Here is a 14,707-nt window from a genome sequence, read left to right as displayed (position 1 = left end):
GCCGACGACAGCGAGAAGGTGAGCGCGATGCCCGATTTCAAGGCCATGCTCGACGACCGGCGTGCCCGGTGGCCCTGGCTCGATCACACCGTCGTTGCAGCGCAGCGTTATCAGGGTCAGAAGGGCGACTACTACGCGGCCGGTATGACGTATTTCAGTGTGCTGGCGTTGTTTCCGCTGCTGATGGTCGCCTTTGCGATCGCCGGCTTCGTGCTCGTGAACCAACCCGACTGGCTTGCCGAGATCCAGTCTCAGATCGCGGAGAATGTGCCGGGGAGCTTCGGGGAGACGATCAGCTCTCTGATCGAGACGGCCATCGAATCGCGTGCGAGTGTCGGCATCATCGGTTTGCTCGGTGCTCTGTACGCCGGTCTCGGGTGGATCGCCAACCTGCGTGAAGCGCTGACCGCCATGTGGGAGAGCCAGCACGAGCAGGGTGGCTTCCTGGCGACCAAGGCCAAGGACTTCGCTGCGTTGCTGGGTCTCGGGACCGCATTGGTTCTCTCGCTCGGCCTCTCCGCTCTGGCCGGCGGCGGCGTCATGCGCAGCATCCTCGAGTGGGCGAATCTCGACTCCGTACCGGGAGTGGGAATTGCACTGCGTATATTTTCGGTGCTCCTCGCGCTGGCGGGCACCTGGGCCCTGTTCACCTGGGTGATCTCACGCCTGCCGCGCGAACCGGTGTCGTGGCGCAGTGCAGCCAAGGGTGCTCTGCTGGCCGCAATCGGGTTCGAGATCTTCAAGCAACTCGGTGCCCTCTATCTGGCGTCGGTGACCAGCGGTCCTGCAGGCGTCGTGTTCGGACCCATCATCGGTCTGTTGGTATTCGTGTTCACGACCTCACGGCTGGTGCTGTTCTCCACGTCGTTCGCCGCGACCACTCGCGAAAGCCTTGCAGAAGCCCACGTTCCGGCACCGGAACCGGCAGTGATCAACACGAGGGTCGAGGTCAGTGAAGGTCCCGGCGTCACAGGCGGGTTGGCACTGGTGGGTGCGGGTGTACTCGCCGCGGTCGGACTCGCGGGACTGCGTAACCGGCGCCGCTGAACGCCACGCGACGGTGGACGGACCGAAGGCCTGATCAGCGGTTGCGTGAAAGCCGTCGAGCGCCCCACAACAGCCCGATCACCACGATCGCGCCGATGACACCGATCGAGAGGCGGACCACGGTGTCGCCCTGGGCCTGCATCTCGGATTGGCGGGAGCCCGACCCCGATGCCGTCGCCGGTGGCTCGGCAAGAGTCGGCGTCGCCTCGCTCGCGCGCGTACTCGTCACCGCCGATGTCGACTGCGGTTCGACGAGATCGCCGACAGAGCTGTTCGGATCCATGGCGAACCCGTAGTCCAGCAATCGCGCCGCCTGCTCCCACGGACGTATCGGCAGCACATCGCCCTTCATGATCGTCACCACGAGGCGTCGCCCGTTGCGCTCGGCCCCGGCGACGAAGGTCTGGCGGGCGTCGTCGGTGTATCCGGTTTTTCCTCCAAGGGCACCCTCGTAGTTGTAGAGCAGCTGGTTGTCGTTGGAGAGTGCGAAGCCGGGTCGGTCCTGATCCTCCGGGATCGCAGGATCTTTCGGGTAGCCCGGAAACTGCACGGTCGGCGTCGAAATCAGTTGCGCAAACGTGGGATTCTGCATTGCCGCGCGGAAGATCAGGGCCAGATCGTACGCGGAGCTGGCCATCCCAGGCCCGTCGAGACCGGACGGCGTCGCGGTACGCGTGTCGAGTGCGCCCAGCTCTGCGGCCTTGGCATTCATCTTGTCGACAGTGGCCGCGTCCCCGCCGAGTTGTGCCGACAGTGCGTGCGCCGCATCGTTTCCCGATGCCATGACCAACCCTTGCATCAGCTGCAAATTGGTGTAGACGCCGTTCTTGCCGATGCCGACGGCGCTGCCCTCCGCTTCGGCATCCTCGGCGGTTGCGGTGATCTGCGTGCTCAGGTTCAACTCGTCCAGTGCGACGAGGGCCAGCAGGATCTTGATCGTGCTGGCAGGGCGGTACCGTCCGTGTGGATCTTTGGCCGCGAGAACAGCACCCGAGTCCATGTCCGCCACCACGAACCCGGTGGCCGAAATGTCTGCGGGTAGCGGGGGAGCGCCATCCGGCAACACCACTCCGCACTCGGCGAGGCGCTCGCCGCCGACGGCGTCGGCAGGGATCGGAAGTGGTTGCGGTGCAGTACTTCCAGGGGCCGGTACCTCGGATAGGTCGATCGCAGGGGGAGGTGACGCGGCGTACGGGCAGCCGTCTGTGTCCGGCGTCGTGAACGGCGGTGTCGTCGTCGTCGGAACCGGAGGCTCGGTTGCAGGCTGTGCCAGGGCCGGTCCGGCCCCGAGACCGACGAGGGTGAACGCCATCGCCGACGCAGCCATGGAACTTCTGATCCTTTTCATCGCGAATCACCCTAGGCGCTCCGTAGTCGGTCGACGCCACGACTCACCGGCGAACCGCTACTGCGCGTCCGGTAGCGGTCGACACCACTGTGCACCGCTGAATCGGCCGGTCCAGCCGACGGTGCGGGCTCTGCCGCCAGTATGAGAACTCGCTCATGTTGTGCTCCTTCGCTTCTCACGTTCGACCGCGATCGTTGAGTCAGCACCGAAACGGTGGCCCACAGAACCCGGATCGAAGGAGCAGTTATGAAGGTGCCAGGAAAGTTCGCGATCGTCGGCGCAGCAGCCGTTGTGCTCACCCTCGGTAGCGTCGGCGCACTCGCGATCGCCGACGACGACCCCACCCAGCAGCGACCGTCCTCGATCTCGGTGGAACAACGACTGCCGGCGGCCGATCCGGCTCCGGTCCAGTTGGCGGCCCCAGCACAGCAGCCGACACCCGCGCAGATCCCGGACGACCGCTTCGACGATGACTGGGACGACCGCAACGACGACATGGACGACCGCAACGACGACCGCTACGACGACGATCGCGACGACCGCAACGATGATCTGGACGACCGCGACGACCGGGACAATCTGAACGACGACCTGGACGATCGTGACGATCGTGACGACTGGGACGATCTGGACGACGACAACGACGACTGAGACTCGGGAGCGGCGTCGGCAGTGTCCGACGCCACTCATGTCTCGGACAGTCGGTATCCCATTCCGCGGACGGTCTCGATTCGGGGGGCACCGAATTTCGCTCGAAGGTAGCGGACGTAGACGTCGACGACATTGGAGCCCGGGTCGAAGTCGTAGCCCCACACCTGCGACAGGAGTTGCTCTCGCGAGAGGACTTGGCCGGGGTGGCGCATGAAGGTCTCGGCGAGAGCGAATTCACGGGCCGACAGGTCGACGGTACGGTCTCCCACCACAGCTCGGCGGGTACGCAGGTCGAGGGTGAGGTCGGCGACCGCGAGTTGCGTGGTGTCGACGGTTCGCTTGGTGCCCAGGCGAACTCGGATACGTGCGAGCAGTTCCTCGAAGCGAAACGGCTTGGCCATGTAGTCGTCGGCACCGGTTTCGAGACCGGACACCACGTCCTGGACGCTGTCGCGGGCGGTCAACACGATCACCGGTATCTCGCACTGCTCTCTGCGGAGTCGGTGCAGGACCTCGAAGCCGTCCATGATCGGCAAACCGATATCGAGTACCACCAGATCGAAATCGCCGCTGCGGGCATGTTCGTAGGCGGACCTGCCGTCGGACACCGTCGTCGTGCTGAATCCACTCGCTCTCAGCCCCTTGTGAACGAACGAGGCGATGCGGGGTTCGTCTTCGGCGATCAGGATGCGGGCCATGGTCGATCTTTCTGAGAGGCAACGGAATCGGTCAGTGGAATGCTGATGGTGAACGTGGCACCGTGCCCCGGTGCGCTGCCGACACTCACCCGTCCACGATGTGCTCGGGCGATTGCGGTGACGATGGACAATCCGAGCCCGGCGCCTTCGGTGCGTCTGGTTCCGTTGCGACCGCGGGCGAAGCGCTCGAAGATCCGTTCCTGCTCGTCGCGCTCGATCCCAGGGCCCGAGTCGGTGACCCAGAACCGGATGTCACCGTCGGACAGTTGTGATCCGATACCGATGCGGCTGCCGGGCATCGTGTGGTGAGTTGCGTTGTCCGCCAACGCCAGCAGCGCCTGAGTCAGTCGTTGTGCGTCCAGCGGCGCGTGGACGGTTGCGCTCGCCTCCAGCACCCATTCCCGGTCGGCGAGAGTGGTCACCTTGTCGAACACGCTTCGAGTGAGCGCGTCGACATCGGTGACCACAGGCGTGACGAAGCTTGTCTGGTCGGCTCGGGTGAGCAGCAACAGGTCGGCGACCAGTCGGTTCATCCGGTCCAGTTCGTCGTCGACGAGCGCGACGGTGTCGCGAACATCGGCGGGGTCGCCGTGGTCGAGTACATCGAGATGACCTCGCACGATTGTGATGGGAGTGCGGAGTTCGTGGCCGGCGTCGTCGAGGAATCGGCGTTGACTCGCTGCACCGGACTCGATTCGGTCGAGCATCGAGTTGAGTGTGTCGATCAGGGCTCCGATGTCGTCGCCTCGACCTGTTGTTCTCGCGTCGGTGATCCGACCGGACAGGTCGGTTTCGTTGATCGATCTGGCGGTGGCGGTGATGTGTCTGATCGGGGACAGGATGCGACCCGCGACGAACCACGCGCCGATCGCCGCCAGAACCGAGGTGACGCCGCCGACGACGAGCATCAACGTTGCGGTCTCGTCGGCAGAGGCGCGTTCTTGATCGGCGAAGTAGGCGGCAACCACGACGCCCGGTACCGGGTCACCCGCCAGTGAGACCGGCACTGCGAGGTACAGCACTTCGCCTGCCGCGCTCGAGTACGATCCCTCGACCGGCGCGGTGACGGATCCGACCTCAGCAGTGAACCCGTCGTCGTCGGACAGTCGTACCGGTGCCTGCTGCCTGCTCTGCACAGCGAAAGCGCCGTCCACGTAGCCGAGGAACTTCTCGTTGGGACGGGCGAGGTTGTAGGTGATCACCACGCGGAGCACGTCGTTGATGCCGTCGAACGGTTCGCCGGTTCCGGGATCGACGCCCGCATCGGTGAGGGTGGTGAACTCGGCGATCTCGGTGCGCAGCGATTCGCGCATGCGGTTGTCGGTTGCGCGGATCATCAGCAGCCACGTGGTGACGGTGACGGCCGCCAGTGACACCAGCACGAGCAGCAGTACCCACGAAAAGATGCGGCTGCGGGCGCTCGTCGGGCGTAGTGCGAGCAGTCGGGTCCGCATCACGTGGTCGGTCTTGCAGCGGCGTCAGTCGTCGTCATCGTCATCCCAGTCGTCGTCGAAGTCATCGTCCCAGTCGGCGGGCGGAAGCGGCGGCGGGGGCACAAATCCGTCCGGTGCCACCGGCTGCGGAGCGACGGCGGTGGGCGCGGGATCGGCCGTCCCCGGTGCAGGGACAACCGGCTGCGGGGTACCCGTGGCGGATTGCCCGGGTGCGGCGGGTGCGACAATGGGTGCGGGTAGCGGGGTCTGCTCGCCCGTCGATCGCGTTGTCAGCAACGCCGTGACGAGCACGGCGAGCGTGAGCAGTCCCAGGGCCGAGACGATGATGGTTCGCACACAGCCGAGTTTGACTACGGCGGATTGTGGCTACGTGAATCGGAGATGAGAGTTCTCTCATGTCGGCCTAGGTCCGGTGGTGCGCACACCGGTTCTGTTGCCTGACGAATAATCGTCCACGATGCGTGACGGGTACCGATCGTTTCTTACAGTGATCAGGTCGTCAGTTCGGATTCGTCGGTTGTTCGAGAGCCGGTTGTTGGAAAGGGAAGTGCAATGAGGTTTCGGCAAAGGCGCGGGCCGATCGCGGTCGGCGCGGTCTGTGCGGTCGCGGCACTGACGGTCGCTGCCTGTTCGAGCACCGGTGGTGCGCCTCGATCGTCCGACGAGGGAAGCAACGCGGGCGTGGCCGACACGCCGGCGGCGACGATAGCGATGATCACGCACGAAGTCCCCGGTGACACGTTCTGGGATCTCGTGCGCAAGGGTGCCGAAGCCGCGGCAGCGAAGGACAACATCGAACTGCGCTACTCCGCAGATCCCGAGGCACCGAACCAGGCCAACCTCGTCCAGAGTGCGATCGATTCCAAGGTCGACGGCATCGCGGTCACGCTGGCCAAGCCCGATGCAATGGCCCCCGCAGTCGAGACGGCCACTGCCGCGGGCATTCCCGTGGTCGCGTTCAATTCCGGCTACGACTCCTGGAAGAACATGGGAGTGCAGCAGTACTTCGGTCAGGACGAGACCATCGCCGGGCAGGCGGCAGGAGCGCGCCTCACCGCCGACGGTGCTCGGAAGACGCTGTGCATCATTCAGGAGCAAGGGGCCGTCTCACTCGAGGCACGCTGCGCAGGCGTCGAACAAGGCTTCACCGGGGGTACCACGGAGATCCTGAACGTCAACAGCAAGGACCTGCCGTCCGTGGAGGCGACCATCACTGCGAAGCTTCAGCAGGATCCGACAATCGACCACATCATGGCCCTCGCGGCCCCCATCGCCCTGACTGCCGTGCAGTCCAAGAGCAACTCGGGCAGCGACGCCACCGTCGTCACGTTCGACACCAATGCTGCACTGGTCGATGCGATCGAGGCCGGTGATGTTGCCTGGGCGATCGATCAGCAGCCGTACCTGCAGGGCTACCTGGCCATCGACTCGCTGTGGCTCTACCTCAACAACGGCAACACCATCGGCGGAGGCACCCCCGTCCTGACCGGGCCCGCGTTCATCGACTCGACCAACATCGACACAGTCGCCGAGTACGCCCGCAACGGCACTCGGTGAATGCCTCGCCTCGGCGCGGAAGGAACGTCATGCCCACACAGGCCGATCCGGCTCTGTCGACACACACTGCCGTCGTCGATGAGCGGGTGAAGAAACAGAAGCCGTTGCAGCGGTTGTTGATTCGCTCGGAGATCGGCGCGCTGTTCGGCGCGGTCGCCATCTTCGTCTTCTTCTGCATAGTTGCGCCACCGTTTCGGTCGCCCGAGGCACTCGCGACCGTGCTGTATGCGTCCTCGACCATCGGCATCATGGCGGTCGGGGTGTCCTTGTTGATGATCGGCGGCGAGTTCGACCTGTCCACCGGTGTAGCAGTGACCTTCTCCTCGATCATGGCGTCGATGTTGGCCTACAACCTGCATCTGAACGTGTGGGCAGGCTCCGCATTGGCATTGCTGCTTGCCCTGTCGGTGGGCGTGTTCAACGGCTACCTGGTGATGCGAACCAGAATCCCGTCGTTCCTGATCACGCTGGCGTCGTTCCTGATGCTCACCGGCATCAATCTCGCCGTCACCAAGCTCGTCACCGGTCAAGTGGCCACCCCGTCCATCTCGGACATGGAGGGATTCGATTCGGCCAAAGCTGTGTTCTCGTCCTCGTTCTCGCTGTTCGGAGTGTCCATCCGCGTCACTGTCGTGTGGTGGATCGTACTGACGCTGGCGGCGACCTGGGTCTTGATGAGAACGCGCACCGGCAACTGGATCTTCGCCGTCGGCGGCAATCAGGAATCGGCGCGAGCCGTCGGGGTGCCGGTCACGAGGGTCAAGGTCGGCTTGTTCATGTTCGTCGGCTTCTGCGCCTGGTTCGTCGGCATGCATCTGCTGTTCGCCTTCGATACCGTGCAATCCGGCCAAGGCGTCGGCAACGAGTTCCTCTACATCATCGCCGCAGTGATCGGCGGGTGCTTGCTCACCGGCGGATACGGCACGGCGATCGGCGCGTTCATCGGCGCGTTCATTTTCGGCATGACCAATCAGGGCATCGTCTATGCCGGGTGGAACCCCGACTGGTTCAAGTTCTTTCTCGGCGCAATGCTGCTGTTCGCAGTGATTGCCAACAACTCCTTCCGCAACTTCGCGGCGAAAAGGTAATCGATGACTTCTTCCGCGAACACCCCCGTCATCGAACTCAGGAACGTGGGCAAGAGTTACGGCAACGTCACTGCGCTGCAGGGAATCGATCTGCGCGTCGGCGCCGGTGAGGTCACGTGCGTTCTGGGTGACAACGGTGCAGGCAAGTCCACCTTGATCAAGATCATGGCCGGCCTGCATCAGCAGTCCGAGGGCCAGTTGCTCGTCGACGGCGAACCAGCGACCTTCGGGTCGCCGAAAGACGCCCTGGACAAGGGAATCGCCACTGTCTATCAGGACCTGGCAGTCGTGTCCCTGATGCCGGTGTGGCGCAACTTCTTTCTCGGCCAGGAGTTGCGCCGGGGCAAGGTCCTGAAATCCCTCGACATCCACGCCATGCGCGCGACGACCATCGAGGAACTTCGCAAGATCGGCATCGATCTGCCCGACGTCGATGCCCCCATCGGCTCCCTCTCCGGTGGGCAGCGACAGTGCGTGGCCATCGCCCGCGCCATCTTCTTCGGCGCGCGTGTGCTCATCCTCGACGAGCCGACGGCCGCGCTGGGCGTCAAGCAGTCGGGCATGGTTCTGCGTTACGTCTCCGCCGCCCGAGAGCAAGGCTTCGGCGTCGTGTTCATCACCCACAATCCACACCACGCGTACCTGGTCGGAAATCATTTCGTTCTGCTCAACCGTGGTCGGCAGACGCTCGATTGTGCTTACGACGACATATCGCTCGACGACCTCACGAAGGAAATGGCGGGCGGCGACGAACTGGCGACCCTCACCCACGAGCTGCGCCGCTGACTGCTGTACTGGCCGAGCGCTATGCGTGAGAACTCCGTGCGACGGGTAGACGAGCACCAACGGTGCCCAAGGGAGGTGCCAGACGAAGGAGCCGACCATGAGTGAGCACGAGCCCCTCGGACCACTGTCGCCCGATTTTCTCGAGTCGGATTTCTACGGATATCAGAGCATGCTCGACGACGCCGAGATCGAGGTGGTTCTGCGTACGCGGCAGTTTCTCCGGGATGAGGTCGCGCCCCGAGCCAACGAATTCTGGGAGAAGGCGAGCTCGCCGGTGCATCTGTTGCCGTTGATCGCCGAGCTCGAGATTGCCGGTCTCGGATACGCTTTCGACGATCGAAAGGCCTCGCGTAAGCTGCTCACCGGCTGGCTGGAGATGGAGTTCGCGCGGATCGATCCGTCTTCGGGAACGATGTTCAGCGTGCACAGTTCACTGGCGATGAGCAGCATCTCGATTCTGGGCTCCGAGGAACAACGTGCGCGGTGGTTGCCGGCCATGCGGCGGATGGAGACTATCGGTGCCTTCGGCCTGTCCGAACCGCACGGTGGATCCGACGTCGCGGGCGGACTGGAAACCACGGCTCGACTCGACGGCGATCACTGGATCCTCAACGGCAGTAAGCGCTGGATCGGCAACGCCACCTTCGCAGACCTGACCATCGTCTTCGCCAAGGACGAGGCCGACGGCGAGGTGAAGGGCTTCGTGGTCGAAAAGCACTTCGAGGGATTCCGCGCCGAGAAGATCGAGGGCAAGTACTCGCTCCGGGCGGTGGAGAACGCGGACGTACATCTGGAGAACTGCCGAGTACCGCTCGGCAACAAGCTCGCCGACGCGAACTCCTTCGCCGATACCGCCAAAGTGCTCCGCCTGACCCGTGGAGGAGTGGCGTTCCAGGCGGTGGGCGTCATGATGGGTGCGTACGAGCGAGCAGTTGCGTATGCGCGTGAACGCGAGCAGTTCGGTTCTCCGATTGCCTCGTTTCAGCTGATCGCCGATCTCATCGCCCGGATGACCGCCAACATCACCGCCTCGCTGGGTATGGCGATTCGTGTTTCGCAGCTGCAGGACAACGGCGTCCACTACGACGAGCATGCAGCGCTCGCGAAGACCTTCTGTACGACGCGGCTGCGCGAAGTGGTGAGTTGGGCCCGAGAAATCATGGGCGGCAACGGAATTCTGATCGAGCATGACGTCATCAGGTTCTTCGCCGACGCCGAGGCGTTGTACTCGTACGAGGGCACCGCGCAGATCAACAACCTGATCGTCGGCCGTGGTGTGACGGGCTTCAGCGCGTTCGTGTGACGTCGCTACGCGACGCCACGTCGACGACTCGGTCGATCATCTCCATGTTTCGCACAGCGTCTTCGGCGTCCGACGGTATCGAAGCGCCGTGCAGGATGTGATCGGCGAATGCCTCGAGCTGGTAAGTGTAGGACGAGCGTCTACCCAGGTTCTCGGTTCTACGGTCGCCGTTCACGATCGTCGTGACGCGATCGTCCTCGTTCGGTTTGATGAAGTTGTGCGCCAACGCTTCTCCGCGTGTGCCGGTGATCTTGATTCGAAAGTCGTACTCCGGCGCGGTCATGGAGCCCGTGACACGGCCCGTGACACCGCCGGGGAACGCCAGATCGACGTCGAAGGCGCTGTCCACTCCGGACGGATGTGGGGTGAGTCGGGCTGCCGTGACGACGGGCCGGCCACCGGCCATCGATCCGAACAGCCGTTGCGCATGCAGGCCGTAGCACCCGAGGTCCATAAGGGCACCGCCGGCCAGCTCGAGATGCCATCGGGGGTCGTCCTCCGCGGGGGCCGGCATATGCGTGATCGTCTCGATGGAAAGCAGGTCGCCCAGGGTGCCGTCGCTCGCCAACTGCTGCAGGCGCTCGGTAACCGGGTGAAACAGATAGTGGAACCCCTCCATCACCGGCACTCCGGCTCGAGATGCCGCCAGTCGAACTCGATCGGCCTCGGATGCAGTGCTCGCAGAGGGCTTCTCGGTGAGCACCGGTTTCCCGGCTCGGATCGACGCGAGATTCCACGGTGCGTGCAGCGCATTCGCGAGGGGGTTGTAGACGACGTCGACCTCCGGATCGTCGAGGACGTCCTGGTAGGAGTCGAGAACTCGCTCCACTCCGTGTTTTTCGGCGAAGCTCTCCGCTCGGGTGCGGTCACGCGCCGCGCACGCGACCAGACGGTGCCCGAGAATGCGTGCTGGTTCGACCAACGCCTGCTCGGCGATCCGGGACGCGCCCAGTATGCCGATCCGCAGTGCGCTCACGAGCGTGCCCCCGCGCGCAACTGCACGATGTCACGCAAGAATTCGACACTGGCAACGACATCGCGAACCGGTCCTGCGCCCGACGGCTCCTCGGACAGGATTGTGTCCTGTTCCAATACGAACCAACCCTCGAAATCTGCGTCGAGCAGCTTGTTCACGACCGATGAGATGTCGACATCACCGGTGCCGAGCGGTGTGTACATGCCGAGAGCCACCGCCTCGGTGTAGGTGAGCTCACCTGATTGCACCTGAGCGGCCAGTGGCAGAGATACGTCCTTGAGGTGAGCGTGGGTGATGCGGTCGGACGCGACGGTCACCAGTTCCACCGGATCGGTCCCACCGATGAGAAGGTGGCCGGTATCGAGACACAGCGGGATGCTCGATCCATCGAGCACTCGGAACACTTCGTCGCGCTTCTCGACCATGGTGCCCACATGTGGATGCAGAACGGCACGGATGCCTCGGCTGTCGGCGGCAACGTGCAGCCGATCGAGGTTGAGCAGCAACGTTGTCCATTGATCATCGTTCAGGATGGGTCGTGAGTCGTAGCCTTCGCTGCCGGTGGCGGCGGCGAGCACGAGAACCTCGGCGCGGCTCGCAACGAACGCGTCGAGCAGCGGCCCGATGCCTGGAACCGGGTCGTGGTCTCGGTTGTGCAGTAGCACCGGAGCGAACCCGCCCACGGAGGTGAGGCCGTAGCGCTGCAGAGTGTGCGCGAGTTCGGCAGGCTCGGCGGGGAGGAATCCTTCCGGACCCACCTCCGTGGCCGTCAGTCCCGCGCCGCGCATCTCGGTCAGCACGCGGTCTGCCGGAATTTGGTAGCCCCATCCGGGAACCTCGCACACTCCCCACGAGATAGGTGCTCCAGCAATGCGAATGGCGCTCATGGACGTACCTCGTCGATCCGCACCGGTCGGTGCTGTTGTAAGGACAGTGTTGCGGCCTCGGCAATCCACGCGACCTCCAGGGCGTCGCGCGCCGTGCACGGTGAGGGGATGTCGCCGGTGACGACCCGCAGAAAGGCGGACAGTTCGGCCTGGTAGGCCGACTCGAAGCGGTCCATGAAGAAGCTGTGCGGTGTGGAATCGGGGAAGGTCGCCCCGGCGTCGAGGTTGCGCACCGGTACCTGCTGATCCCACCCGGCCGCGACGGTATCGTCGCTGCCGTGTACCTCGAGGCGACAGTCGTAGCCGCGCCCGTTGTATCGGGTGTTGGACACGACGCCCAGCGTGCCGTTCTCGAAAGTGATTGTCGTAGTTGCCGTATCGACGTCGCCGACGGCCGAGAACTCGGGATCGCCCTGGTTCGAACCTGCCGCGTACACTTCGACGACCTCGTGTCCGACGACCCATCGAACGATATCGAAATCGTGCACACTGCAGTCGCGGAAGATGCCACCGGAGGTGGCGATGTACGACATCGGCGGGGGAGCCGGATCGAGGGTGGTCGAGCGGACGGTATGTAGTCGGCCGAGCTCGCCCGACACGACGGCGGCCTTGGCGGCGACGAAGGCGGGATCGAATCGCCGGTTGTACCCGATTTGAACCGGCACGGAACCGCCCGAGATTCTTTGCACCACAGCGAGACTCTCGGCCGCGGTGAAGGCAATGGGCTTTTCGCAGAACACCGGTACCCCGGCATCGACACACGCCAGAACCAGCCCCGCGTGCGCGGACGTCGCGGCGGCGACGACAACTCCGTCGACCCCCGACGCGATCAACTCCGCGGCGGACGAGACCGCTTCGGCACCGGATTTTCGCGCCACCGAGTCGGTCACTTCCTGACGCTCGTCCGTGACCACGAGGCCGTCTACGCCGTCGAGTGTGCTGAGCGTGTCGACGTGGAACGCGCCGATTCGTCCGAGTCCGATGACACCGATCCGCGATCCCATCAGTCCTGCCCTCCGATGATCGTTTGATCCCAGTCGATGACGGAACCGGTGACTACTCCACTGCGCGAGGAGAGCAGCAGAACGACGAAGTCGGCAATTTCGTCGACTTGGCCGAGTTTGCCCATGGGGACACTGTCGTTCGCCTTGGCGGCCCAGTCGTCATCACCACCGTGAAAGCGCTTCTGTATCTCGGTCTCGCCCTCGGTCTCGGTCCAGCCGATGTTCAGCCCGTTGATGCGGATGCGATCCCACCGGTGCGCGTACGCCGCGTTCTTCGTCAGACCGGCCAGACCGGCTTTGGCCGCGACATAGGGGGCGAGAAAGGACTGGCCGCCGTGCTCGGCAATCGAGATGACGTTGACGATGGTCCCGGCTGCACCACGCGAGACCATGTTCTGCACTGCAGCTTGCATCGTGAAGAACGGGCCGCGCAGATTGACGCCGATGTGGTGATCGAACAACTCCGGAGTGGTGTCCACCAGTGTGCCCCGCGTGGTGAGGCCGGCGGCATTGCACAGAGCGTCTATTCGTCCGAACCTGTCCACCGTGCGGTCGACCGACCCGCGAGCGGAGTCGGGGTCCGATACGTCGGCCTCGATGAAGTGTGTGGAGTGGCCGGCGGCGTTCAACTCGTCCTGCAAGGCCGAGCCGACGTCGACGCGTCGGCCGGTGAAGGCGACTGCAGCACCCTCGCGAGCAGCAGCTCGAACAACGCCCGCACCGACGCCCTGGGTTCCGCCGCTGACGAGAACGACGGAGTTCCCGAGGAGGGGTGTGTCGGACAGATAGGAATTCATGCGTTCAGTGTTGCGGCCGATGAGGTTACGATCAACAGGAAAAACCCCTCAAAAAAGCATCACGAAACGAGGTCGGCGTGAGGCATCGATTCAAGGTCCGCGAGATTGCGCAGCAGGCCGGTCTCAGTGAAGCCACGGTCGATCGTGTTCTGCACGACAGGCCGGGGGTGCGGCAGGACACCAGAGCCGAAGTGCAGCAGGCGATCACAGACCTGGACAAGCAGCGATCGCAACTTCGACTCAACGGTCGCAAGTTTCTGTTCGACGTCGTGATGCAGACGCCGCCACGATTCTCGGCCGAGTTTCGGACCGCGATCGAGGCCGAACTGCCGATGCTTTCGCCTGCGCTCGTCCGATGCAGGTTCCACTTCCGAGATACCGAATCGGTACCTGCAATGGTCGAGACCCTCGGAAAGCTCGCCGCCCGCGGCACCCACGGAGTCATCCTCAAAGCCCCGGACGATCCCGACGTCGCTCAGGCAATCGACGCCGTGGTCGGCACCGGCGCGCCGGTCGTGACCTACGTGACCGACGTACCGGCCTCGGACCGCCTCGGGTACGTAGGCATCGACAATCGCGCGGCGGGTGCCACTGCAGCGTTTCTGGTCGATCAATGGCTCGGGGACGTGGACCGAGAGGTGCTGATCACGCTGAGCAGCAACACCTTTCGCGGCGAAGAAGAACGCGAAATGGGATTTCGGACAACGCTGCGCACTCTCGCGGCAGAGCGGGGTGCGGGATTCGGCCGCACCGTCGTCGAACTCGCCGGTACCGACGGTCTGGACGCGACGGTCGAGTCCCTCGTCGTGGACGCCCTCGGCCGGCATCCGGCGATCGAGGCCGTCTATTCGATCGGGGGCGGGAACACAGCGATCGTCAGGGCGTTCGAGGCAGCAGGCCGCCGGTGCCGGGTGTTCATCGGCCACGACCTCGACGAGGACAACCGGGTGCTGCTGCGGTCCGGGGCGGTGTCCGCAGTTCTGCATCACGAACTGCGCGCCGACGCACGGCTGGCCTGCCGGATGATCATGCAGGCGAGGGGCGCACTGGACGGCGTGGTCAACGAGGCCTCGCGGATCCATGTCCTGACCCGCTACAACAACGGATGACC

At 64.3% G+C, this 14,707-nt stretch carries 15 protein-coding genes; 7 read left to right on the top strand and 8 right to left on the bottom strand.

Going from position 1 to position 14,707, the window contains the following annotated elements; genetic code table 11:
- Window positions 1-27: 27 nt before the first annotated feature.
- Window positions 28-1,047, top strand: a complete 1,020-nt coding sequence (yhjD, locus tag O4220_RS21610) for an inner membrane protein YhjD (RefSeq protein WP_269607546.1) — start codon at window positions 28-30, stop codon at window positions 1,045-1,047.
- Between the two features lie 34 nt (window positions 1,048-1,081).
- Here the strand turns inward: yhjD and O4220_RS21605 are convergent, their stop codons facing one another.
- Window positions 1,082-2,395 carry a D-alanyl-D-alanine carboxypeptidase family protein gene (locus tag O4220_RS21605; RefSeq protein ID WP_420030444.1) on the bottom strand — a complete coding sequence of 438 codons (1,314 nt, stop codon included), beginning with the start codon at window positions 2,393-2,395 and terminating at the stop codon, window positions 1,082-1,084.
- A 246-nt stretch (window positions 2,396-2,641) separates the two neighbouring features.
- Here O4220_RS21605 and O4220_RS21600 point away from each other — a divergent pair, with 246 nt between their 5' ends.
- Window positions 2,642-3,046 carry a hypothetical protein gene (locus O4220_RS21600; protein WP_269607545.1) on the top strand — a complete coding sequence of 135 codons (405 nt, stop codon included), beginning with the start codon at window positions 2,642-2,644 and terminating at the stop codon, window positions 3,044-3,046.
- Window positions 3,047-3,081: 35 nt separating this feature from the next.
- Here the strand turns inward: O4220_RS21600 and O4220_RS21595 are convergent, their stop codons facing one another.
- From O4220_RS21595 to O4220_RS21585, 3 genes are read right to left on the bottom strand one after another with little or no spacing between them, the layout of a single operon-like run.
- Window positions 3,082-3,744: a response regulator transcription factor gene (locus O4220_RS21595; RefSeq protein ID WP_269607544.1), complete on the bottom strand. Its 663-nt coding sequence runs from the start codon at window positions 3,742-3,744 to the stop codon at window positions 3,082-3,084.
- Window positions 3,729-5,198: a sensor histidine kinase gene (locus O4220_RS21590; protein WP_269607543.1), complete on the bottom strand. Its 1,470-nt coding sequence runs from the start codon at window positions 5,196-5,198 to the stop codon at window positions 3,729-3,731. The genes O4220_RS21595 and O4220_RS21590 overlap by 16 nt, the downstream gene beginning before the upstream one ends.
- A gap of 24 nt (window positions 5,199-5,222) precedes the next feature.
- Complete coding sequence (locus O4220_RS21585; RefSeq protein ID WP_269607542.1) at window positions 5,223-5,534, bottom strand: hypothetical protein; 312 nt, start codon at window positions 5,532-5,534, stop codon at window positions 5,223-5,225.
- A 216-nt stretch (window positions 5,535-5,750) separates the two neighbouring features.
- Here O4220_RS21585 and O4220_RS21580 point away from each other — a divergent pair, with 216 nt between their 5' ends.
- From O4220_RS21580 to O4220_RS21565, 4 genes are all read left to right on the top strand, one after another.
- Window positions 5,751-6,755: a substrate-binding domain-containing protein gene (locus O4220_RS21580; RefSeq protein WP_269607541.1), complete on the top strand. Its 1,005-nt coding sequence runs from the start codon at window positions 5,751-5,753 to the stop codon at window positions 6,753-6,755.
- Between the two features lie 29 nt (window positions 6,756-6,784).
- Window positions 6,785-7,843 carry an ABC transporter permease gene (locus O4220_RS21575; protein WP_269607540.1) on the top strand — a complete coding sequence of 353 codons (1,059 nt, stop codon included), beginning with the start codon at window positions 6,785-6,787 and terminating at the stop codon, window positions 7,841-7,843.
- Between the two features lie 3 nt (window positions 7,844-7,846).
- Window positions 7,847-8,629: an ATP-binding cassette domain-containing protein gene (locus tag O4220_RS21570; RefSeq protein ID WP_269607539.1), complete on the top strand. Its 783-nt coding sequence runs from the start codon at window positions 7,847-7,849 to the stop codon at window positions 8,627-8,629.
- Window positions 8,630-8,726: 97 nt separating this feature from the next.
- Window positions 8,727-9,932 carry an acyl-CoA dehydrogenase family protein gene (locus O4220_RS21565; RefSeq protein ID WP_269607538.1) on the top strand — a complete coding sequence of 402 codons (1,206 nt, stop codon included), beginning with the start codon at window positions 8,727-8,729 and terminating at the stop codon, window positions 9,930-9,932.
- Here the strand turns inward: O4220_RS21565 and O4220_RS21560 are convergent.
- The 4 genes from O4220_RS21560 to O4220_RS21545 are packed head-to-tail and all read right to left on the bottom strand — an operon-like array spanning window position 9,916 to window position 13,596.
- The gene (locus O4220_RS21560) at window positions 9,916-10,908 is read right to left on the bottom strand and encodes a Gfo/Idh/MocA family protein (protein WP_269607536.1); all 993 of its coding nucleotides are present in this window, start codon (window positions 10,906-10,908) and stop codon (window positions 9,916-9,918) included. The genes O4220_RS21565 and O4220_RS21560 overlap by 17 nt on opposite strands.
- Window positions 10,905-11,795: a sugar phosphate isomerase/epimerase family protein gene (locus O4220_RS21555; protein WP_269607535.1), complete on the bottom strand. Its 891-nt coding sequence runs from the start codon at window positions 11,793-11,795 to the stop codon at window positions 10,905-10,907. Before O4220_RS21555 ends, O4220_RS21560 begins: the two co-directional genes overlap by 4 nt.
- A complete protein-coding gene (locus tag O4220_RS21550; RefSeq protein ID WP_269607534.1) occupies window positions 11,792-12,799 on the bottom strand; it encodes a Gfo/Idh/MocA family oxidoreductase in 1,008 nt (335 codons plus the stop codon). Before O4220_RS21550 ends, O4220_RS21555 begins: the two co-directional genes overlap by 4 nt.
- Window positions 12,799-13,596, bottom strand: a complete 798-nt coding sequence (locus tag O4220_RS21545) for an SDR family oxidoreductase (RefSeq protein ID WP_269607532.1) — start codon at window positions 13,594-13,596, stop codon at window positions 12,799-12,801. Before O4220_RS21545 ends, O4220_RS21550 begins: the two co-directional genes overlap by 1 nt.
- Window positions 13,597-13,673: 77 nt before the next feature.
- Between O4220_RS21545 and O4220_RS21540 the strand changes: the two genes are divergently transcribed.
- Window positions 13,674-14,705: a LacI family DNA-binding transcriptional regulator gene (locus tag O4220_RS21540; protein WP_269607531.1), complete on the top strand. Its 1,032-nt coding sequence runs from the start codon at window positions 13,674-13,676 to the stop codon at window positions 14,703-14,705.
- The last annotated feature ends 2 nt before the right edge of the window (window positions 14,706-14,707 follow it).

Origin of the sequence: Rhodococcus ruber, assembly GCF_027270735.1 — a bacterium.
Lineage (GTDB): Bacteria > Actinomycetota > Actinomycetes > Mycobacteriales > Mycobacteriaceae > Rhodococcoides > Rhodococcoides rubrum_A.
This window is presented reverse-complemented; position numbering and strand designations above follow the sequence as displayed.